General features: G+C 73.4%; 8 protein-coding genes. 3 read left to right on the forward strand and 5 right to left on the reverse strand.

Annotated elements, in window-relative coordinates; translation table 11 throughout:
- Window positions 1-61 precede the first annotated feature (61 nt).
- Window positions 62-2,584 carry a right-handed parallel beta-helix repeat-containing protein gene (locus tag ACFZB3_RS07575; RefSeq protein WP_391371218.1) on the reverse strand — a complete coding sequence of 841 codons (2,523 nt, stop codon included), beginning with the start codon at window positions 2,582-2,584 and terminating at the stop codon, window positions 62-64.
- 50 nt (window positions 2,585-2,634) lie between these two features.
- Complete coding sequence (locus ACFZB3_RS07580; RefSeq protein WP_391371221.1) at window positions 2,635-14,211, reverse strand: hypothetical protein; 11,577 nt, start codon at window positions 14,209-14,211, stop codon at window positions 2,635-2,637.
- A gap of 171 nt (window positions 14,212-14,382) precedes the next feature.
- On the opposite strand from ACFZB3_RS07580, the gene ACFZB3_RS07585 reads away from it, so the two are divergent.
- On the forward strand, window positions 14,383-15,195 hold the full coding sequence (locus ACFZB3_RS07585) for a hypothetical protein (RefSeq protein ID WP_391371224.1): 813 nt from the start codon (window positions 14,383-14,385) through the stop codon (window positions 15,193-15,195).
- Between the two features lie 34 nt (window positions 15,196-15,229).
- Window positions 15,230-15,541 (forward strand): hypothetical protein, encoded by a 312-nt coding sequence (locus ACFZB3_RS07590; protein WP_046730425.1) that lies wholly within the window; start codon window positions 15,230-15,232, stop codon window positions 15,539-15,541.
- A gap of 72 nt (window positions 15,542-15,613) precedes the next feature.
- Here ACFZB3_RS07590 and ACFZB3_RS07595 read toward each other — a convergent pair whose 3' ends face one another.
- The 3 genes from ACFZB3_RS07595 to ACFZB3_RS07605 form a co-directional block, all read right to left on the reverse strand.
- Window positions 15,614-20,155, reverse strand: coding sequence for an FtsK/SpoIIIE domain-containing protein (locus tag ACFZB3_RS07595; protein WP_391371227.1), 4,542 nt, complete (start codon window positions 20,153-20,155; stop codon window positions 15,614-15,616).
- 68 nt (window positions 20,156-20,223) lie between these two features.
- The gene (locus tag ACFZB3_RS07600; RefSeq protein WP_391371229.1) at window positions 20,224-21,426 is read right to left on the reverse strand and encodes a hypothetical protein; all 1,203 of its coding nucleotides are present in this window, start codon (window positions 21,424-21,426) and stop codon (window positions 20,224-20,226) included.
- Window positions 21,423-21,998 (reverse strand): sigma-70 family RNA polymerase sigma factor, encoded by a 576-nt coding sequence (locus tag ACFZB3_RS07605; protein WP_391371232.1) that lies wholly within the window; start codon window positions 21,996-21,998, stop codon window positions 21,423-21,425. Before ACFZB3_RS07605 ends, ACFZB3_RS07600 begins: the two co-directional genes overlap by 4 nt.
- 274 nt (window positions 21,999-22,272) lie before the next feature.
- Between ACFZB3_RS07605 and ACFZB3_RS07610 the strand changes: the two genes are divergently transcribed.
- Window positions 22,273-23,277 carry a ricin-type beta-trefoil lectin domain protein gene (locus tag ACFZB3_RS07610; protein WP_391371235.1) on the forward strand — a complete coding sequence of 335 codons (1,005 nt, stop codon included), beginning with the start codon at window positions 22,273-22,275 and terminating at the stop codon, window positions 23,275-23,277.
- The last annotated feature ends 9 nt before the right edge of the window (window positions 23,278-23,286 follow it).

Here is a 23,286-nt window from a genome sequence, read left to right on the forward strand (position 1 = left end):
TGGCTCCTTCGCGACGTTCGTTCGGCCTCAAATTATACGGTTGTACGGCACAGGTGTGCCGTCAGCGGGCGGCCGGGTGGGGCAGGTCGTGGGCCTCCAGACTGATCAGCTCCTCGGCCGTCGGGGCGGTGAGCTCCGCGACGCGCTGGGCCTGGCGTTCGGTCATCTCCTGGAAGATCTGGCGAGCCGAACGGCCGTTGCCGAAGCCCTCGCCCCGGGGCATGGCCTCGAAGAGGGAGAACAGTTCGGTACGGGCCGTCGGCGTCAGCTCGTAGCGGTGGCGACCCGCCTGGAACTCGACGATCGACACCAGCTCGCCCGGCTCGTAGTCCTCGAAGAGGAGAGTGCGGCCGAAACGGGAGGCGAGGCCGGGGTTGGAGCCGATGAAGCGGTGCATGTCACCGGGGTAGCCGGCGGCGATGACCACCACGTCGTCGCGATGGTCCTCCATCAGCTTGACCAGGGTCGCCACGGCCTCGGTGCCGAAGTCGTTGCCCGCGAAGGCCGGGGCCAGGGAGTAGGCCTCGTCGATGAAGAGGACGCCGCCGAGCGCCCGGTTGAAGGCGGCGGTGGTCTTCGGGCCGGTGTGGCCGACGTACTCGCCGACCAGCGCGGTCCGGTCGACCTCGATCAGGTGGCCCCGGCGGAGCAGGCCGAGGGCCTTGAGGAGGCGGCCGTAGAGGCGGGCGACCGTGGTCTTGCCGGTGCCGGGGTTGCCGGCGAACACCAGGTGGCGGCTGAGCGGCGGGGCCGGCAGCCCGGCCTCCTCGCGGCGCCGGACCGTCTGCATGAGCTTGACCAGCGAACCGACGTCCTGCTTCACGCGGTCCAGGCCGACCAGCTCGTGGAGTTCGCCGAGCAGGTCCTCCAGGTTCTCCTCCTCCGGCTCGTCGGAGCCGTCTGCGGTCTTGGCGGCGGAAGAGGGGGAGGGGGCCGCACCAGGTCGGCCGTTGGCGGGGGCTGCGGCCGGGGTGCCGAAGGTCAGCGGGGTGCCGTCGGCCGTGCAGTCCTCCAGGACCGGCTTGGCACCCTCGTCGGTGCCCAGCGCCTCCGCGCAGTCCCGGATCCGGCAGTGCCGGAAGACCGGGTCGGCGCCCTTGGCGACGTGCAGGGCCGGGAAACCCGCCCGGGTGACGTCGACCGAGGTGAACGTGCCGCCCGCGCCCTCGGCCAGGAACACCCCGTTCTTGCCCGGCCGGTCGATGTGCAGGCCGGTCACCTCCGGCCGGGCGCCGGTCCACACCACCGCGCCGGAGCCCGCGCAGTCCTCGACCCGGCCGCCGGTCACCGTCGCCTCGGCACCCTCGTCGACCACCAGACCGGCCGCCCCCGCGCCGCTGATCCGGATCCCGGCGAGGGAGACGGCCGCCCCCTTGGCGACCTGCACGCCGATCTCCTTCGTCCCGGTCACCGTGGTGTCCGCGACCGTGCTGCCCGCGGGCGAGCCGATGCCGATCCCGGCGACGGTCCCGGCGACCCGGCAGCCGGTGAGCATGGCCACCGCCCGCTCCAGGACGCTCACCCCGGTCATGGCGACGTCGGTGATCCCGCAGTCGGTCAGCTCGATCCGGGCCTCGCCCGTCGCGTGCACCCCGTGCTCGGAGCCGCCCCGCACCCGGCAGTCGGCGAGCCGCCCGACGGCCGTACCGGCCAGGTGCACCGCGCTGAAGGTGCTCCGGTCGATCCGGCAGTCGGCCAGGTCCGCCTCGGCCGACCCCGTGACCAGGAGCCCGTTGGCGCCCGCGTCGGCCACGGAACAGCCGGACGCGCTGAGCCGCGCGGTCTCCTGCACGACCAGCCCGCTGGCGGCGGCCCCCCGGATCCGGCAGTCGGTCAGCTCGGCCCGCGCCGAACCGGTCAGATGCACCCCCGCCGCCCCGGGCGTCTCGATCCGCGACTCCCCGGCCGTCGCCTCCGTCGAGTCCTCCAGGAGCAGCCCCGCCCGGCCGCTGCCCATCAGCACCGAGTCGGTCAGCCGCAGCCGGGACCGGCCGCGCAGCCGCATCCCGGACCCGGTCGTACGCTCCAGCCGCAGCCGTACGGCGTCCAGGCTCGCCGTGCCGGACAGCACCACGCCGGTACCGTCGACACCCGTCACCGCCGTGTCCTCCAGAAGGGCGCGGACCCCGCCCGCCAGATGCAGACCGGCCAGCCTGGCCCCCTCCAGGCGGCAGCGGCGCAGTACGACGGCCGTCGTACCGCCCTCCTCGTCCTCCGGGCCCTTCACCTGGACCCGGCCGCCTTCCACCGAGCACTCCTCCAGGACCAGCCCGGCGCCCGGCGACACGCTCACGGCGGGCAGGCCCGCGTCCGCGCCCCACACCGTGATGTTGTGCAGGGCGCAGTCCGGCCCGTCCACGGTCACCGCGGGCGCCTCACCGGGCGGCGCCGCGATCACCACGCTGCCCCGGCCGTGCTCCGCCGTGAGCACCACCGCGCGGTCCAGGACCAGGTTCTCGGTCCAGGTGCCGGGGGCGATCACCACCAGGTCGCCGGGCGAGGCGGCGCGTATCGCCTCGCCGATGGTCCGGTACGCGCCCCGGCCGCCCTGCCCCTTGGGCGCCACGGTGTGACGGGTGGTCATCTGCGTTCCTCAGTCCTCGGTGCTCGCCGCTGCCCGGTCACGGTGCCCGGTCACGGAGCCTGGTAGTACGTCGGGTTGATGCTCGCACGATACGTACTGGTCAGGTACAGCGACTGGATCGTCTTCTCGAAGATCTTGAAGGGTAGCTGGATCCAGAAGTCGGCGAAGCCCTGGCGGTGGAAGAGCCGGCTGCCGGTACTCATCACGAACACGTTCTTGACCAGGCCGGTGGTGGCCGCCGTGGTGACCGAGGCGGCCGCGTTGATCCCGCCCTCCCAGACCGCGTCCCCGCCGTGCAGCTTCACGGTCTGCCCGTCCGTGTTGGTGACGCCCCACACGGCCGCGTTCATGCTGCCGTTGACCCAGCCGGACAGCGCGCTGCTCAGGACACCGAACGAGAAGTCGTACATGCCGCCCCGCCAGCGGGTCGGCGTCTCGTTGCCCGCCCACTCGTTGACCCACGTCTTGTCGTGGTTGAGCGGACGGCGGGTCCACGGCTTGCCGCCGTCGACGTTGGCGATGCCCGCCTTGAACTGGCCGAGCTTCTCGAACCCGAGGGCCCGGTTTTCGTGCACCGCCGTGCTCAGACCGGTCTTGATGGTCGCGCCGACCGCCGCGTTGGCGAACGACTTCAGCGCGTCTTTGCCGGTGAACGGCTTGTTCTGGACGGCGGCGACGATCCCGTTGACGGCGAGGTTCGCGCCGAACTCCAGGATGAACTCCTGGCCGAACTCCAGCGCCGCCTTCTTGGCCACGGACTGCCAGTACGGCTCGTAACGCGCCTCGCGCAGCGCCGCGTCGCCGCCGGGCACGACCGTGCCGGACCACGGCATGCGCTGGGCCTCACGGGTGGTACGGCCCCAGCCGCGGATCTCGGTGAGCGCGCCGCGGAAGTCGTACTCGTTGCCCACCAGCCGCCAGGTGTTGAACGTGTCCCGCTCGAACACCAGCCCGCTGTCGGTGCGTTGGCCGATCAGCTCGCCGTTCCTGCTGTAACGGTTCCACTGGCCGCGCCAGGCGTCGGTCTCCAGGAACCCGCCGCCGTCCGCCTTGCGCTCCCGCACCACACTGCCGTGGTCGAACTCCTTCCAGACGGAACCGGCCGGGGTGTTCTGCGTGACGGTCGTGCTGTACGCCCGTACCCGCAGGGGTCCGCCGTTGTGCACCGGGGTCTCGCGCAGGACGGTGGGCGCGCCCTGGCCGGGCACGCGCAGCTCGTCACGGAAGTGCCGGGCGCCGTCCGTCCACCGGTCCTGCCAGGCACGGCCGTTCCACCAGCGGCGGACCTGCTCGCCGTTGCCCACGGCGACGGGCGTGCCGTTGCGCTCGTGGGTACTGACGCGCCAGTCGCCCTGGTTGTCCCGCCAGGCGTCGACGTACCGGCCGGAGTCCAGCATCCGGCGCTCGCGGACCAGGTTCCCGTTGCCGTCGTAGTCCCGGTAGGAGTCGTCCCAGGGCAGCCGCGAGTCGTTCGAGCCGCGGAAGAACTCCCGTCGGCCGTGGCCGAGTTCGGTGCCCCGGGCGTCCAGCTCACGCCAGGTCCAGCGGCCCGAGTCGGCGCGGCCGGAGCCCTCGATGAAGCGCCCGGCGGTGCCGTCCGGGTTGGCGTGGCTCTGCCCGACGAGGTTGCCGTGCGGGTCGCGGTCCACCCAGGTGCGGTCACCGGTGAACTCCCGCACCACCCCGTCCGGGCGGCCCTCGCGGGCGGTCCGGGTGACGCCGGCGTCCTGGTAGACGTCCTGCCAGAGCCTGCCCTGCGGGTCGTCCGCGAGCTGCCGGCGGTAGCCCCTGAGGTCACCGGCCTGCCAGGGGTGGTCGGCCGGGTTGGCCGGAGCGTGGCCGGGGCGCGCCGCGTGGTCGCCGACCTTCAGGGAGGTGCCGTCGTGCAGCTTGCCGCTGAAGCGTGCGAAGCTGCCGTCGGCCGCCAGGTCCAGCGCGCTGCCGTCCATCCCGACGTACCGCACCCCGGAGGTGGTGGCGCCGTCCCCCGCCTCCTTCGTCCAGGTGAACAGCTGGTAGGTGTCGTCGCCCCGGACATGGGCGTACGGCGGCCGGGTGTGCTCGGCGCCGGCCAGCCAGCGGGTCCGGACCCAGGTGGGCGGGCGCTGCTCGCGCCAGCGGTCGGTGGTCAGGAAGCCGTCGCCGAAGGCCTCGTGCTTGCCGACCTCCTTGCCGTGCGGGGAGTGCCGCTCCCAGGTGGCGCGGAGCGAGCCGTCCGCCGGGTTCATGGCGTGTTCCTGGTACTGGCCGGCCCGCTCGGGCCATTCGGCCATGCCCCACTGCTGCTGGGCGATCCGGCCGTCCGCGGTGCGGTCGGTCCAGCCGCTGCCGATGTGCTCCCGGGTCCGCGGGCCCGAGGCGATCACCCTGCCGTCGCCGTCGTAACGGTGCCAGGTCCAGGCCCCGTTGCCGTCGCCGACGCCCAGGGTGTGGCCGGTCCTGCCGTTGAACTTCTGCAGCCCGTCCCGGTACTCGCGGACCGTGCGGCCCCAGCCGTCGGTGTCCCGCCAGCCGGTGCCCGCCGTGTCGTAGTGCCGGCTGCCGGTGCCGAGCGGCGTGCCGCTGTCGTCCCAGCGCACCCAGTGGGTACGGGGGTTGGTGCGGGCGAAGTCGATCGTGTCGGTCCGCCGGAAGGAGTCGACGACGTCGCCGGAGGCACCGGGCAGCACCCGGCGCTCGAAGACCGGCACCTGCTTCTTGGTCGGGCTGAGCAGCTTGACGTGGCCGCCCGCGGCGCCGGACAGGTCGGCGGTGCCGTGGTGGAAGGACCCGGCCGCCACGGGAGCGCCGGACCTGGTGGTCCGCTCCCAGGTGCCCGCGGTGTGGTCGACGACGTACCGGTAGTCCGTGCGCCGCCCGTTGTCCAGCACGTTGAAGCCCTGCCGGGCCACGCTGCCGTCGGCGGCCAGGTGCACGAACTCGCCGTGCCGCGGGCTGGTCCGGTCGTCGAACACGATCCGGGTGGTGCCGTCGCCCCGCCGGGTGGCGTCCCAGTGCGCGAGCCTGCCGCCCGCCGCGTCCTCCAGCCAGGCGCCGGGATGCTGCGCGGTCGGCGGAGCGACGACGAGGTGGCGTCCACCGTGGCCCACGGGCAGCGGGGTGCCGGTGGCCGTGACGGCGCCCTGGCCGTCGTACCGGGTGAACGTCCCGTCGGCCAGGGTGGTTTGCTGACCGCCGCCGGGCAGCGGGACCGTCTCCTCGGCGAACCGTCCGGTGTTCTGGTCGAAGACCTGCCGGCCGCCGCCGGGACGGGCGATCTCGATGCGGCCCGCCTGGTCGAAGGTGACCGCCCGCGCCGGGTCCGGCGCGAACGCGTCGTCCAGCCAGTGCGGAGCCGCGCCGAGCGGCCGGTCGAGATGCCCGGCCGGCGCGCCGCCCCGTCCGGTCAGCCGCAGCCCGTCGCCCGTGAAGTCGCCGGTGGGCGTGAAGGTGCGGTGACCGGTGTCGTGGACGGTGCGGAAACCGCCGTTGTTCGGCAGCGCGGTGACGGTGTCGGGCAGCCGGTTGCCGTCGGCGTCGGTGAGACGGTGACCGCCGGCCCCGTCCGGTTCGGCGAACCGGGCACCGCGCGGTCCGCCCGCCGGATCGGCCAACGCGGTCGAGGTGCTCACCGGGCGGCCCTGGACGTCGTACAGCACGGACCCGCCGGTGACGTCGTCTATCGTGCGCGGCCGGTTGCCGCCGACCGCTACCACCCGCTCGGGCAGCGGCTGCCCCGCGGTGTCGGTGAGACGGTGACCGCCCGGGCCGTCCGGTACGACGATCCGGTCGCCGCGCGCGTTCGCCGCCGGGTCGAACAGGGCGAGGCCGGTGTCCTGGTACCGGCCGTCGGCCGTGAACCTGCTGGTCGCGCCACTCGCCTCGTCGGTCACCCGGAAGCCGGAGCCGCCGGGCAGCACGGTGACCGGCTGGGGCTGCCGGGCACCGGAGGCGTCGGTCAGCGTGAAGCGGCCCTGGCCGTCGTCGGCCAGGAAGCGCTCCCCGCGCGTGCCCCGCGGATCGGTCAGCGAGACACCGTTCTCCTGGAGGCGGCCCCGGCCGTCGTGGCGTACGGACACCCCGGTCGTCCCGTCGGTGACCCTGACGCCGTTGCCGTCACCCAGGTCCTGCACCCGCAGGTCCAGACGGTTGCCCGCGAGATCGGTGACATGGACGTCGGCGCCGTCGGTGACCCACACCCGGTCGGCATCGCCGGGCGCGCCGTCCCGCCCGGTGAGCTGGACGCCCTCGTCGAGCTGGTGGCCCAGGGCGTCCACGCGCCGGGTGACGCCGGTGTCGAGATGGGTGATCCGCGCCGCGTCGCCGGGCAGCGGGACGGCGGTCAGCCGGTCCGCTCCGGGGCCGTGCACCGTCAGGGCCTGGGGCGTCCCGTGGCCGTTGATGTCCGTGTGCAGACGCAGCCCGGTCGGCCTGCCGTCGGCCCCGTGCAGCGGGATGTCGTAGGCGATCCGGTCACCGTTGGCGGTGTAGGTGTCGACGGTGTCCGACGCGGTGTGCCGGACGTCGAAACCGCCGTCCGGCCGGGCGACGACCGTGCGTGCCGGGTCCGGGTGCAGCTGCGGGTCGACCACCCGGAGCGTCACCGCGTTGTCCTGGCCCACGGTCCGCTCGATGTGCAGGCCGTTCGGCCCGCTCACGCCCGAGTTGTTGAGAACGACGTGGTTGACCCCGGGTGGGGCGGTGTCGGGCAGGGTGTCGAGCTTGCCCGCGCCGAGGGTGGCGCCGCGGTGGGTGGCGCCCAGCTGGATCTCGTGGATCCGGGCCTCGATCTCCGTCGGATGGATCCCGAGGTCCTCCAGGTTCGTGTACGCGGTTCGGAACCGCTCCTGGGCGGAGACCAGTTCGTGGTTGAGCTGCACGTCGTATTCACTGACACCCCGTGACGTGCCGGCTCCGCCCGGCGCGGCGCGCAGATCCTCGACCCGGTTCAGTTCGACCCGGGCGGACGACAGTTCGACCCAGGCCTCCCGGAACGGCCTGCCGTCGCCGCCCAGGAGTTGGTCGATCCGCGCCGACTCCGCCGCCCACGGCGTCTCCCCGGGCTGCCGGGAGGGCACAGCGAGGGTGGTGTCACCGGTGTTCCGGAGCGGCGGGGTGCCGTCCAGCAGACTCAGCGCGTCGTTCTGCCGCCGGGCCTGCGCGGACCTGTCCATGCCGTCGAGGATCGTCTGGAGCCTGGTCTGCGTGTGCGGGGTCGTGCCGCCGTCGGCGAGCGCGGTACGGACGCGGCCGGCCAGCCCGTCCCCGTCGCCGCCGAGCCGCCGGAAGTCGTCGAGCAGCCGGTAGGCGTCCGCCTCGGCCCGCACCTGGTGCAGCAGTTGCTCCACTCCGGCGCGGCGAACCGATACCGGGCGGGCCTGCAGGAAGTCCTGGGCGGCGCCGGCCAGGTCGTCGAGGGCCTGGGCCCGCCCCGCCAACTGGTCGGCGGGCACGTGGTGGAAGGCGTCGAGAGCACGGTCGACGTACCGGATCTGCGAGCGGGCCCGGATGCCGTTCTCCCGGTACGTGTTGCGGCGGAACGCGGCCCGGTCGAGGAGGTCGGGCGTGGGCGGGTGAGCGGTGCCGGGTGCCGGTGCCGCGGTGGTGTCGCCGGTCCGATGGGGAGGCCTCAGCACGTCGTCGAGGACGGCGTCACCGAGCGGCCGTGTGGACCCGCCGCCGAGCCGTGTGTCGTCCCTCGGGGGCATCGGGGCGAGGTCGCCGTCGTCGCCGTGGTGGGGCGTTGCCGGGTGGACGTCGTCGAGGGGCGGTGCGGCCTTGTCGGTTTCGGTGGGGTGGGGCGGCACCGGCGACTGCGCTTCGGTGCCGTGCGGCGCAGGGGACGTGGTGTCGAGGTCGTGGGGTGCCGGGGGCAGGGTGTCGGTGTCGGCCGGGTGCGGTGCCGGGGAGTCGCCGCCGAGGTCGTGCGGCGCAGGCGAGTTCGTGTCCAGGCCGTGGGACGGGAGGCTGTCGCCGGTGACGGCGGGGGCTTTGGTGTCCGGGCCCAACGGGGTGTGGGGGAGCTGAGGTTGGACGTCGGCCGGGGCCGTGTGGACGTCCGTTGCGCCGGACACGGACGGTGCCGTCGTCCTGGCCTCGCCGCCCGGCGGCAGGAACAGCCGGCGGCCCTCGTCCGTGAAGTGGAGGCCCGCGGTGTCACCCTCGACCAGTCCCGCCCTGGAGAGGTGCTTGAACGCCTTGTCGAAGGCCGTCCTGCCCAGGTCGACGGCGGCCGTGGTCTGCGTGCCGACCTTGGAGTCGGGCAGGGACCGGAAGCCGTCCGAGTTGCCCAGCGCCCGGATCATCTTCTTCATCTGGTCGGTGATGCCGGGGACGGCCTTGAGCGCGTCCTCGGCCGACTGCGGAAGCGCGCTGAGGTCGGGGCCGTTCGCCCCGGCGGTCGACGAGGAGGTCCCGGCACCCTGGTTCTTGGCCGGCCTGTTCTGCGGCTTCAGGTCGTCGAGGCGGGTGTTGATGTCCTTGAGGAGCTGCTCGCGCTGGTCGAGCAGGGTCTTCGCCATGTCCTTGCGTGCGCCGACGGCGGCCCCGTGGAAGTCCTGGGTCAGCTTGACCGACTGCTCGGCGTGCGGTTGCGCCTTGTTGAGGTTGTAGCGCAGCGCCTTGTTGTTGCCGCTCCTGAGGGCGTTGTCCGCCTGCCGCATCCGGTCCGAGGCCTCGTCGAAGGCCTTGCCGGCGGCCCGTGCGGCCGGGTCGACCGTGCCGTCGGCGAGATAGCGTCCGTCGCCCTCCGCGTCGTGCACCGCGAGCGGCGACGGCCATTCGCTCGTGGCATGGCTCCCGAGCGGGTTGACGGGCAGCCCCGAGCCGAACTTCGCCTCGGGGCGGTACAGCTTGGAGATGACCGAGCCCAGCTCCTCCGGGTGCGCGGTGTCGGCCAGCAGCCGGAAGACGTCGTCCTTGAAGGCACCCCCGATGAGATGGACCTCGCGCACCACCGACAGGGCCAGCGCCTCCTGCACGTGCTCGCCGTGGAAGACCTCCTGTTCGAAGGAGACCTGGCGAATGCTGTGGTCGGGGTACTCGTACGTCCAGCGGCCGCGCTTGCCCACCTCGTCGAAGCCGTCGTCGTACTTGGCGCTGCGGACGACGTCGTCGCCGAACTTCAGCTGGTTCATGGTGTCGCGGTCCAGCGGGTGCAGCTGGTCGTGGAGCGAGACCCAGCCGCCCTTCTCCTCCAGGACCTTGGCGTCGAAGACGAGGGTGGTCGGCCCGTACCGGGTCGCCATCGGCTTGTCGCCGACCTCCATGCGGAAGAACACGAAGTCGTCGTTGCCGAGGTTGGAGGTGTTCTTCGCCGAACTCTTGCCGGACGCGAGGAACCTGACGCCCCGTCGGGCCAGGTCGCCCTGGGAGGACATCACACCGCTGTTGGCGATGGCGTGGTAGGCCGGAGTGGCGTGCTTGATCCGGTACGGCAGGCCCTGGAGCCTGTCCCGCAGCTGCTGGAACCTCAGGCGGTCCGCCTCCGGCAGGTCCTTCAGCAGGTTGTCGAAGTCGGCACGCAGGTCCGCGATGTTCTTCTCGGACAGCTTGCGCACGAAGTCGTGCTGCTGGGACCTGGACAGCTTGTCGAAGCCGTCGAAGTCCTCGAACACCTTCCGCCACTGGGCCTCGGTCCCGGGCAGTACCGCCTTCCACTGCTCTCCGCTGTGCACCTCTCCGAACGCCTGGTTCTCGCGGTAGCGCCGCAGGAGGTCCGGGATGCCGCGCTGGATCCGTTCCACGGAGGCGTCGGTGCCGAGGAAGCCCTTGAGCACGAGCTTGTCGCCCGGCTTCGCCGCCTTGACCGCGTCGTCGACCAGCTCGGCGAGGTGGTGGGCCACGGCCGCGACGGGTGTGTGCTCGTTGCGCAGGGTGTAGGTGCCCCCGAAGCGGGCGGCGTCCGTGACATGGCCCTGGAGGGCCGCGTCCAGGTCCTTGGCGGCCTGCTCCAGCCCCTCCGCCAGGCCCTTCAGCTCGCTGTGCGGAGTCGTGCCCGCGCGCACCAGGGATTCGAGTTCGTCGGCGAGCCGCCGGACGGTGACCGACTGGGACCGGATCTCCTCGCCGGTCCGGATGAACTGGTCCGCGCGGACGGGGCCGTCGCCCGCGCCGCGGGACGCGGCGTCCAGATTCCGGGCGTGGGTCTGGAGCTTCAGGGCCCGGTCGATGTCGCCGGCGCCCGCGAACTGGTCGACGAGCAGGTTCAGTTCACGCTGGGAGAGCCGACGGTTGTCGAGTTCGTGCTGGAGCGCCTCGTCGAGTTCGCGGGTCGTGTCCTTGAACTTCGTGTCCGCCTCGGTCAGGTTCGCCCTGGCCTCCGCGATCTTGTCGGCGTCCTTGCCGGTCTGCGTCTGCTTGATCTCCGCCTGCTGGAGCTCCTGATGGGCCTTGGTCTGGTCGGCCAGGATGTCGTTCAGCCGCCTGGGCGGTGTCACGGAGGCCGCGCCGCTCTCGCCGTGCGCGCCGTGGGCCCCGTGGTCGGCGGCCGCGGGCGGGGGAGTCGCGTCGTTGGCCGTGGTGACCGTGCCGCCGAGCAGCCGGGGCCGTTCCGTCAGGCTGAGCTGCCGCAGGGCGCCGAGGTCGGCCTCCATCCGCACCGGGTCGACGCCGAGTTCGGTCAGCCGGTGGTGCGTGGCGTCGTACCGCTGCTGGGCGGCCTCGACGTTCTCGCGGGCGCGGATCTCGTCGGGTGTGGGGCCGCGGGAGCTGCCCGCGTGCCCGTTGTGCGGCACCAGATCCTCGGCCCGGCCCAGGTCGTACCGTGCCTGCACATGGTCCCGCCAGGCCTCGCGGCGGGCCCCGCGCAACGGGTCGTCCAGGTGGCCGAAGAGCGCGTCGACGCGTTCGCCGTCCCGGAACCACGCCTGCTCGATCTCGGCCGGGGTGAGCCGGGGCCCGCGCCCGGGCAGCTCCTGACCACCGGAGTGGGCGGTGTCCGGGCGCGGCGTGGGTGTGATGTCGGGGGCGGCGTGGGCCGGCAGCTCCACGGGGGCGTGCGCCGGGGTGCCGGTGGCCGAGCCGGCCAGGCCCTTGTCCGCGTCGGTGTGGGCGGGCGTGCCGGCGAAGGCGGGGCCGTCGGTGGTGCGGGCGCTGCGGCCGGTGTCGACGAGGTCGAGGGCTGAGCGGTTGTGGTCGGCGCCGGGGCCCAGGTGCCCGGAGCCGCCGAAGGGCGCGGGTGCCGGCTCGTGAGTGCCGCCGTTGAGGGGGAGCCGGTCGGAGGTGATGGGGTTCGCCGGGCTCGCCGTCAGCCGGTCGGGGGTGGCCGGGCTCGTCGACAGCCGGTCCGGGGTGGCCGGGGTGATCGTCAGGCGGTCCGGCGTCCCGGGCGTCGGGGACGGTGAGCCGTGCGGGAGCCGTTCCGCCGGGGTGCCGGGACGAGGGGAGCCCGGCTGGTGGACGAGTTCGTCGAGGTGGAGGCGGGTCTGGTTGGCGTTGAGGGCGCTGGTGGTGCGGTCGGCGAGGGCGCCGCCGGTGCCGGGGGACACGGGGGAGTGCGGGGTGTTGTGACGGGTGCCGGCCAGCAGGTCGAAGGCCGAGACCCCGGCGTCGACGTTGCCCGGCCCGCCGTGCCCGAGGCCGGTCGGTGAGGGGTGCGCGACGGTCGTGGGGCCGGTGAGCAGGCTGTGCGGCGCCGTCACGTCGTGCGGGGCGCCGGGCGCCGGGGCCGAGTCGAGCGCGGTGTGCGCGATGTTCGTGCCCGGGGTGCCGGTCAGCGTGGTGTGGGCGGCGCCGATACCGGGGGTGCCGGGCGCGTGCACGGTGCCTACGCCCGGCGTGCCGGTGAACGCCGAGTGCAGGGTGCCCGCGGTCGGGTTCGCGGTCGACAGGTCGCCGAGCGTGGAAGCGGCCGGCGGCGGGGTGCCGTGGGTGCCGGTGAGGACCGTGCTGCCCGGCGTGTGGGTGGTGTTGTGCGCGCCGCCCGGCAGCAGCACCTCCGCGTGGGAGGTGAGGTTCGCCGGCGTCGGCGGCAGCCCGGTGAGCGTGGTGTGGGCGCCCCCGGAGACGGCGGTGACCGGCGTGTTGGTGATGCCGTGGGTGGCGCCGGGGACCCCGGCCGAGGCGGGCACGTGCAGGCCGGACGCGGTGGTGAGCGTCGGTGTGGCGCCGGCGCTCACCCCGAGCTCCGCATGCCCGCCCAGCGCGCCGAAGTTCTCCACGCGCACGTTGCCGAGCTGCACATGCGGCATGTCGACCAGCGCGTCCACCGTGCGCGCCGCGTGGACGCCGAAGTTGCCGCGGTGGGCGATCGCGCCGACGTCACCGAGGTTCAGGGACGGCGGCCGCAGGGTGGAGGTGACGTCCAGATGTGTGCTCGGGATGTGGAGGTCGAGGTTGCGGATGCTGCTCTGTCCCGAACCCGCCCCGAACCGCACCTCGTTCAACTGGATGCGGGGCATGTCGACCAGGGCGTCGACGGTGCGCGGGTCGACCGGGACCGAGCTGATCGTACGGCCGATGCCGCTGGTGATCGGGGCGCCGAAGACGTGCCGGCCGAGCAGGCCGCGGTCGAAGAGGCCGATCCGCAGGGCGCGAGCGAAGCCGAACTCGCCGATCTCCGCCGCGTCCACCGGCAGGAGGATCCGCAGCCACTTGGTGCCGCCGAACTCCTGGCCCACCCACTGCTTGGTGGCCTGCCAGCCCCGGGAGAGCGTCTCCGGGAGCCCGCGCACGAACCCGGGGATCGCCTTGAAGCCCTGTACGACCGTCAGGCTCAGGGAGTTGACGCCGCGGCCGATGACGTTGGGCAGGTTGTGGATGCCGTCCAGCACCCACAGGCCGCCCTTGTAGACCCAGGTGCTGCCGAGCCGGACCAGGTCCTTGAGCCCCAGCAGCAGGGTGGTGGGGCGGAAGCCGTTGGTGAACAGGTTGCGCAGCGCCTGGAAGGTGCCGCGGGCGATGTTGGCGAACCCCTTGGCGAACGCGCTCGTCGCGACGCCCTTGATGATCTGGAAGATCGGCAGCGCCTTGGTGGTGGGCGCCAGGATGCCCAGCCCGGCGAGGAACAGGTCGAGGAAACTGGCGTTGCCGTTGGCGAAGTCGACGATCGTCTTGATGAAGAGGGTCAGGTTGACGCCGAGGGCGAGCAGCGCGATCGGGCCGCCGAAGATCAGCGCCGGAATGATCAGGATGATCGCCAGCCACTGGAACGCCTCCCAGAAGATCTCGCACTCGGAGATCGGCAGCTGGATGTCGGAGACCCCCGAGATGCTGCTCGCCGCGGCGGAGGCGCCCTCGCCGTGCTCGGTGCCCGCCTGCCGGGCCGTGGACGCGTAGGTCTCCCGGTCCGGGTCGTCCTCGGACAGCCCGCGGCCCGAGTTGAGCGCGCCGTCGGCCCGGGACTGCAGGTCGACCAGCTTGTCCGCCCAGGTGTTCAGCGCGGTCGCCGCGCTCTCGAAGGACTGCGCCACGTCCTCGATGTGCCCGCGCAGCCGGTCGTTGACCTTGCCGCGCAGCGCGTCGGCGGCCTCGCCGACGAAGACGCTGTCGCCGGCGGTGTTCATGACCGCGTCGATCGCCGTGCTGATGCGGCGAGCCTCGGAACCCAGGTGGTTGAGCTCGGTGGACAGCGTCCGGATCTGGTCGGGCTCGCCCGGCGTGGGATCGCTGTCCAGCCCGATCGCGTTCCAGTCGGTCGGGCGTGGCATACGGGTTCCTCCCGGAAGCTGCGGGGCTCGGGGCGGTCACTCCCCACCTGACCACGCCACAGCCCCCGGTGCGGTTCACGTGATCTGGGTTACAGCAGCCGCCCCGGGTGAACCGGTGTGGTGCGTGCGGCGTGGTCCAACTGACCGGAGTCACGACTGGGAGGCCCACGCATGGCCGATGGCCTGAAAATCGAATACAACGTGCTCAACGACGCCAAACGGGACCTGGAGAACCTGGCCGGCGACATCGGTCCGCTCCTCGACAACAGCACGTTCTCCCGGCTCGGCCAGACGGACTACGACGGCTACACCTCCACCGAGGCCCTGACGGTCCTCGGCGACCAGACCCTGGCCGACGCGCTCTCGGGCTTCTACTCCAACGCCAGCAGCACCATGTCCCACGCGGACAAGGGACTCAAGGAACTGGCGGGCGCCTTCGGCTCGGTGGGCGAGGCGTTCCTGTCGTTCGACTCCGAACTGGCCCAGGGCATGGGCATCACCGGCAGCAACCTGGGACTGCAGAACTACTTCCGGGACAAGGACCTGTGGGACTACAAGCAGTCCCACCTCGACCAGTGCGTGCCCGGCCCGGACGGCACGATGCCGGACTTCTGCTCGGCCACCGACCCCGGCAACCCGCCGCTGGACCAGACGATCACCACCGACCGCGGCACCGTCCACACGCATCTCACGCTCGACGACCAGCGCCATGTGATCAAGGAGGAGTCCACCGTCACCTACGACGGCAAGACCTACACCTCGGTCACCAACTACTCCAGCGACGGCAACCACTACACCACGGACACCTCGTACCCGGACGGCAGCACCGTGCACTCGGAGACCAACCTCAACTCCGACGGCAGCGGCACGATGGTGACCACCGGCAGCGACGGCGACACCACCCAGTACACCCGTGGTCCCAAGGACGCCAACGGCAACCAGCCGGACTGGCAGCAGGTGGGTGGCACCACCGATGACGACTGACGACTGACGACCCACAGGAACGGACAGGAACCCCATGGCCAGCTACAACGGCATCAACCTCGACTACCACAAGATCGAGGAGGTCGTGAGCCTGCTGCACGACGCCCACGAGAACCTGCTGCCGGTGCTCAGCAACCTGCGCAACCGGGTCAACACCCTCGTCGACGACGGCATGGTCTTCCAGCAGTCCAGCGAGGTCATCCGCACGACCTACAACAACTTCGACACCAGCCTGCTGGCCGCCGTGAAGGGCATCAACGACTTCTCGGAGATGTTCAACGGCATCAAGGAGAACGCGATCCAGTTCGACCAGGGCATCAGCAGCAGCCTGCAGAACAACTCGTAACACCCGTACGCGAGAGGGGCCCTTCCCGGACTTCCCGGGAAGGGCCCCTCTCGTGCGGTGCGGCGGGGGTGGTCAGGACCGCAGCGGGGTGAGCGGGACCTGGAGGGCGAGCAGCGCGCCGCTCGGACCGGCCGTCCACGCCCGGCCCGGGTGCGTCGTCGCCCGGACCACGCTCGGCATCAGCCGTACGCCGACCAGGTCGCCCTCGGTGAGGTTCTTCGGCGCGAGCAGCAGACCGCGCCGCGCCCGGCGGGCCGCGAGCGTCCAGCCGCTCATCCCGCTCTGGAACCCCTCCGCCGAAGCCGCGTAGACCAGCCCCAGGCCCCGGTCGCGGCCCGAGACGGCGATCTCCTTGAGCAGCTTGTCCGCCGCCGAGCTGGTGAGCAGGTCGGCGTCGTCGATCACCACCACCTTCGGCCCCGGCAGCGCGTCCAGCGCCGCCTGCACGGTATCCGCCGACGGGTCGTTCTCGGTGAGCACGGTGGCCGTGGCGTGCCGCTCCAGGGCGCGCAGCGGCGACTCGCGCGGGGTGAGCACGACCAGCGAGGTACCGCCGGCCAGCAGGGAAACCGCGATCGAGGCGAGGGTGTTGCTGCGGCCCGACCCGGCCGGGCCGAACACCCCGAACGCCGAGGCGGAGCCCGCCAGGTCGGTGCCGACCGGGCCGCCCTCGTCGCCGCCGACGCCGAGCAGACCCCACATCGGCCGCCGGTCGGTCTGCGCGACCTTCTCGTAGGCCTCGGCGAACTCCACCGAGCGCGGCAGCACCGCGACCTGGAACGGCCGCCGGGCCTCGGGCACCTGGGCGTCCCGCTTGCGGGCGGCCTCGCCGATCGAGCGCAGCGCCTCGGCCTGCTCGGTGCCGCCGCCGGCCGCCAGCTGCGCCACCTGGGTCTCGGTGCCGCTGAGGACGTGCCAGCCACGGCCCGGCGGGATGTCGGCCGGGATCTTGTTCGGCATCATGCCGACCGCCTGGTAGTCGCTGCGGTCGCCCTGCCGCAGCAGCAGCTTGTGGTCGTTGTGCGCGGCCATCCGCCCGCCCAGCAGGGAGCGTTCGGACGTCGCGACGACATGGATGCCCGCGGCGGCACCCTCACGGATGAGCCGGGTCACCTCCTGCACCAGCTGGCCGTGGTCGTGCTCGTCGATGATGACCGAGAGCGAGTCCCAGCCGTCGATGAACAGCAGGATGTGCGCGGGCCGTTCGGCCTTCGGCAGCAGCTTGCGCAGCTCGGCGATGCCGGTCGCGCTGTGCGTCTGCGCCAGGTCCTGCCGCTCGGTCAGTTCCCGGTTCAGGCGCTGCAGCAGCCGGCCCAGCCGCTCCAGGTCGTGCCGGGAGACCACGCCACCGCAGTGCGGCAGCGCACCGAGCGCGGTGAGTCCGCCGCCGCCCGCGTCGATGCCGTAGATGTGCACGTCGGCGGTGCTCGCCGCGCGCGCCGCGGACCCGGCGATGGTCCGCAGCACCTGGGTACGGCCCGAGCGCGGCGCCCCGATGACGTACAGGTGCCCGAAGGTGGCCAGGTCGGCCACCGCCACCCGGCGCTGCTGGAACTGCGGCACGTCCTCCAGGGCGTACGGGATCACCAGCCGGCCCTCGCGGGTGGCACCCAGCTCGTCCAGGTCCGCCAGGGTCAGTTCGCGCTGGAGCGGGGGCAGCCAGGGGCTGGGCTGCGCGGTGAAGTCGTCGAGCAGGTCGGCCGCGGTGCGGATCTCCTCGACCAGCGCCTGCAGGTCGGTCGGGGCCGGGCCCTGCGCGGAGGCGACCGTCACCGTCCGCGTCTCGGCGGGCAGTTCGGCGGGGCGGCCGAGCGCGTCCCAGCCCACGTCCACCGCGCGCACCGGCTTGCGGGGACCGGCCTCCGGCTCGGCCGCGGCGGCCGGTGTCTCCCGGGGCCGCTCCGCGCCCACCCAGGCGGTCTGGAACGGGTCGGCCTGCTTCGGCCCGCGCCGCACCAGGGCCCGCCCGGGGGTGCCGGAGGAGATGTCGACGGCGTCCTTGACGTCGATGATGTCCTGGCTCTCGGTCATGTCGGTGACCCGCAGCGCGATCCGCAGGTTGGTGTTGGCGCGGATGTCACCCGTCACCACACCCGCCGGGCGCTGCGTGGCCAGGATCAGGTGGATGCCGAGCGAACGGCCGCGCTGCGCGATGCTGATCAACCCGGGCACGAAGTCGGGGACTTCGCGGACCAGGGTGGCGAACTCGTCGATGACCAGCAGCAGTCGAGGCAGCGGGGCCAGCGAGGGGTCGGCGGCCCGCTTGGCCCGGTACTCGGGGTGGTCCTTGGCGTCGGCGGCGGCCAGCACCTGCTCCCGGCGCCGGAGTTCGGCGCCGAGCGACTCCAGGGCCCGCTCCACCAGGTGGGCGTCGAGGTCGGTGACCATGCCGAGGGTGTGCGGCAGGTTCGCGCACTCCTTGAAGGCGCTGCCGCCCTTGTAGTCGACCAGCACGAAGGTGAGTTCGTCGGGCCGGTTGGCGGCGGCCAGCGAGGCCACGAACGTCTGCAGCAGCTCCGACTTGCCGGAACCCGTCGTACCGGCGACCAGGCCGTGCGGTCCGTCCTGCACCAGGTCCAGGGAGAGCGGGCCGTCGAAGCCGGTGCCGATGAGGAAGGACGTGGAGGCGGGGTCGGTCTGCCAGCGGTCCAGCAGGGCCTGCGCGTTGGGCGGCTCCTGGTCGAGGAGGTCCAGGAGCCGGACCCGCTGCGGCAGTCCGGCGTCGTGCTCGGGGCTGACGTCCCGGAGCGGGGCCAGCGCGCGGGCCAGTTGCTCGCACCACTCGGGGGAGACCCGGTCGGCGCGCACCGCGGGCAGGTCGGGCGCGCCGGGCCGCCGCAGGGTCAGCCGTCCGTCGGCGGCGAGCACGACGCCCGTGCTCTCCTCCGGCAGCAGCCGCTCCTGCTCGTCCAGGCAGACGCTGAAGATCCGCACCCGCGGTCCTTCGGTCAGCACCTGCACCATGCCGGGCACGTCACGCAGCCGCCGCGCACCGTCCGCGATCACCAGCACGTCGGGCTCGGTGAAGACCACGTCACGCTCGTTGCCGGCCTGCCGGCGCCGCGACTGCACCTGGGAGACGAGTTCGCTGATCCGGGCGGCGGTGGACTCCGGGTCGTTGCCGACCAGGACCACGGGACCCGCGGCCGTACCGGGCCTGAGATGCGGCAGCCAGCGGGTCCACGCCCAGTCCGCCACCCGGTCCGGCTCGGTCAGGACGACGACCCGCAGGTCGCGCGGGCTGTGCAGCACCGCGGCCTGCGCCACCAGCCAGCGGGCCAGCGGCTGCACCTCGGCCGCCGGACCGGCGATGCCCACCACCCCATGCGCGGTGATGTCGACACCGATCGGCGTGTCGGGGATGTTCCAGCGGATCGAGCGGTGGTTCTCGTCCCGCGCCGGGTCCTCCAGCTCCCGCACCGACGGCTGGTCCACCGTGCCCAGGCGCAGCACCAGATGGTCCGGGTCGCGGCGGCGCCGCTCCCAGAGCCGGCCGCCGGGACCGGTCGCGATCAGGGCGACCGCCGCCGGGTCCGGGCCGGTCTTGTCCCGCACCCGGCGCTCGCCCACGACCGCGTCCCGGACCTGCTCCTCCAGGACGTCACGGCGCCGCTCGTAGGCCGCCTCCGACTCCAGGAACTGCTTGCGGGCCGCACGGCGGCCGGTCGCCCAGTTCGACAGCATCATCATCGGGCTGAGGAACAGGAACACCAGGAAGTAGTACGACTTGAAGATGCTGACCATGAACAGGCCGAGGACGATCGGGGAGATCATCATCACGGTCGGGAACGGCCGCTTCTGCGGCGGCGACGGCGGCTGCGGCAGCCGGACCCGCTCGGCGTCCAGGTGCGGGGCGATCCGCGGCGGCCGGTTGTAGTCCACGCCGTAGCCGTCGGCGGACGGCGTCACGGCCGCGTCCGCCTCGACCGGGCCGCTCATCCGCAGCAGCACCGGACCCACCGTCAGGTCCTCACCGGCCGGCCACGGCACCGGGCCAGGGCCAGCCGGGCGCTCGCGGGGCGGCTGCGGGCGGGGGCGGCGCAGCTGGGTGATGGCGTCGTCGGGCGGCGGCGAGGCGAGCCGGGCCCGCACGGCGGCCTCGGGGTCGGCGTCGATGCGTTGCCAGGCCGCGGTGCCGTCCGCGCCGACCGTCACCCACAGCCCGCTCTCCGGCACCCCGTCGGCGGCGTCGAGCCGCAGGGCGCACAGCGGGTCGGTGCCGATCTCGTGGCTGCCGGGGCCGAGCCGCCAGGTGCGCCCGGCACCCGGCCCGGAGACCAGGTGCACCTCGGCGAGCACTCCGGCCGGGTCGGCGTCGTCCTGGACCCGGACCAGGTCGGCCGGGCGGGCCGGGCCGCCGAGCCCGACCAGTCCGCCGTCGCGGATGCCGCTGCCGGACACCGGCGCGCCGGGATCGAGCCGGTGGTCACCGGCGTAGAGGTTCCGGGCCCGCGGCGCACCGGCCGCCGCCCAGTCCGCGCCGCCGGTGGCGGCGCCCTCGTCCTCGGTCAGGGCGGCGGCGAGATCGCCGACGGTGGCGTTCGAGGGCAGCCGGACCTGGTGGTCGCGGCGCTGTCCGTCCGTGGCGTCCACGGTGGTGATGGTGAGGTTCACGGCTCCCAGCCGGGCATTCGTTCGTACAGGATCAACGGGATCAGGGGACCGGTACGGCGGTCGGGCCGTCACGGAGCCTGCGGCGAGGTCGCGGAGACCCCGGCCGCCTCGGCGGTGCTCGGTTCCGCGAAGTCGTCGTCGCTCTCGACGGCGGCGGCCGGAGCGGGCACCGGCGCGGCAGCCGGAGCGGGCACCGGCGCGGCGGTCCGCTCGGACGCGGGGGCCGGCCGGGTCGCGGAGACCCCGGTCGGCCCGGCGACGGGAGCCGCGCCGGCGTCGAGGTCCGGCTCGTCCGGCAGCAGGTCGGGGTCGGTCACGGCCACGGCGTCCACCGGGTGAACGGCTTCCTCGGACGGGAGGTCCGGGCACGGCGGCAGCGCGGCCAGCGTCCGGGCCACGGCCCGCGACAGCGGCAGCACGTCGACCCGGGCGGCGGCGGGCGCGCCGTGCACCGTGAGCACCGCGTCCGGGGCGATCTCCAGCAGCCGGGTCCGGCCCCGGGCCACGCCCAGGCTCAGCAGCCGGACCCCGGACGGCAGCGGCCGCTCCAACGGGTCGGCGCAGACCGCGACCTCGATGCCGGGCTGCCCGACCGCCGCGGTGGCCGGCATCCCCGGATGCCGCGGGTGCACCCCGGCGGCGATGGCGACCCGGCCCTCCGGCAGCCGGGCGTCCAGCTGTGCGGCCAGCGCCTGGAGCACGGCACGGGTCGAACGGGCGGCGCGCGACGGGCCGTACACGGACAGCGCCGGCGGTCCGGAACGCACGTCGAGCAGGACGGCGTGGCCCATGTCGTGCCCCACGCACACCAGCAGCGGCACGGCGGACTCCGTGCCGTCGTCCGTCAGGTCGGCACGGTCGATCCACCACAGCCGAGGATCGCTCTCGTCCGCCGCCCAGGGCTCCGGCGGCTCGCGCAGCGCGTCGCCGTCCGCCGCGACCAGTACGGCCATCCACTCCGGGCCGGCCAGCACACCGTAGGGCCGGACTCCGGGCCGGACGGCCGCGGCCAGCGCCGTGGCCCGCTCGGCGTCGGCCCAGACGGCCGGGTCGCGCAGCAGCCGCACCAGCAGGCGCAGACCGCGCCGGTAACGCAGTTCCGTGCGGACCGGACCCGTGAACGCCTTCACGGTCAGGCCGGCCTCCCGCCCGAGCCGGCGCCACAGGGCCTTCCAGCCGCCGCCGCGCCGGACCAGCCAGTGCGTGACGGCGAGGACCAGCACCAGGACGCCGACGAGGCCGAGCAGGGTGGTGACGGTGTCGGAGGTCATGAGGTCGTCTCTCCCCGGAGATGCTCGGTCCCGGCCGGGCGGCAGCCGTGGGATTCGAGGGTGGTGCGCAGCGCGCGGATGCCGTGATGGGTACGGGACTTGACCGTGCCCGGGGGCAGTCCGAGCTGGCGGGCCACGTCGTGGCCCGGCTGGCCCAGCAGATGGACGCGGGCGACGGCCTCCCGGTGCGCGGGCGCGAGGGTGCGCAGGGCGGAGACCAGCACCCGCCGGTCACCGACCTGTTCGGCGTGGTCGGGCACCGGCGCGGGGGCGGCACTGCCGAAGTCCGCCGCCGTGATCCCCACCGGGATGCTCCGGTCCCGGCGCCGGCCGTCGACCACGAGGTTGCGGGCCACCCGGAACAGCCACATCCGGATGGGCCGGTCCCTCCAGTCCAGCCGGCCGGCCGACTGCCAGGCCCGCAACAGGGTTTCCTGGACGACGTCCTCCGCGCCGTGGGGGTCGCGCCCCATCATGCCGGTCACGAAGCGGCGCAGACTGTCGCGCTCCGCGAGAAGGAGGCCGAGCGTCCGGTCCGCGCCGTCGGCGTGGTCATGGTCGATGAGGCTCACGGCCTCCGCCTCCCGGTGTCGGTGGTGCTGTTGCGCTGTCGTGCGGTGTCGCTCTGCGTCACTGTGAATGGCATCCGCCGCGAACGCTAGCGCGAATAAGGCCAGTTCACGAAGTCGTCGCCGCCCGGCCCGCAACAGATCTGTCACAGGTAACCCTGCAAGGTGTACGGAAGGTGACGTTCGGTCGGATGTTCGTGGTCGGGTGGGGGGATCGGTGCCGTGGCTTGGTTACTGTTCCTGTGCCCCGCATGTTCCGGGTGTTCCAGGACCCCTCATGAGACCTTCAGGAGACGACGTGCCGCCCCTTCGCAGACCCCGGCCCCCGGCGGACCGGTCAGGCACCCCGGCGGGACGTTTCAGCGACACCTTCGCCCGCCGTCCCGCCGTACCCCGCCGCGGCCTTGTGCCGGGCGTGCGGGTGTGGGCGACCGTCGGCGCGGCGGCCGGGCTCACCGTCGTCGTGGCCCTGGCCGTGCCGCTGCTGAGCCGGGTGGACCTCTTCCCCGGCCCGGACACCGCACCGGCCGCGGTGGTGGCGGCGGGGGAGCCGACGACGCTGTCCGGCACCACCGGATCCGTGTCCCCGTCGCCGTCCTCGTCCCCGACGCCCGCGCGGACCCCCTCCCACCGGCCCGGGAAGACCGCCTCCGGCGGTTCCGGGTCGGCAGGCGGCACGGGCACCGGCTCGACCGGGCAGCAGCCGGGAGGCGGCACCGTCGGCTCCGGCTCCGGCTCCGGTTCCGGTTCGGACTCGGGCTCCACGTCCTCCGGTTCGAAGTCGAGCGGCTCCAAGTCCTCCTCGTCCTCCGGGAAGACCTCGACCGGCAGCACGTCGTCGGGCAGTACCTCGTCCGGCAGTACCTCGTCCGGCAGCAGCGGCACGAAGACCCCCACCGTCCCCGGCGTGAAGCTCATCGGCACCGGGTCCGGCCGGTGCATCGACGTCACCAACTCCGGCGGGGACGGCACCCGGCTGCAGATCCTGGACTGCTCGGGCGCCGCCAGGCAGAAGTGGGTCTTCCAGTCGGACGGCACCATCCGCTCGCTCGGCCTGTGCATGGACCTGGCCTGGGGCAACACCGCGAACGGCACGGCGATCCAGGTCGCCAGGTGCAGCGGCAACCGCGCCCAGCTGTTCTACCTCAGCGCGCAGGGCGACCTGGTCAGCGCCCTCGCCGACAAGTGCGTCGACGTCACCGACAACGCCACGGCCAACGGCACCAAGCTCCAGCTGTGGACGTGCTCCGGCACCTCCAACCAGAAGTGGCACAAGGGCTGACCACGGCCG

The sequence above is a fragment of the Streptomyces sp. NPDC008092 genome, assembly GCF_042957285.1.
In the GTDB taxonomy this organism is placed as follows: domain Bacteria; phylum Actinomycetota; class Actinomycetes; order Streptomycetales; family Streptomycetaceae; genus Streptomyces.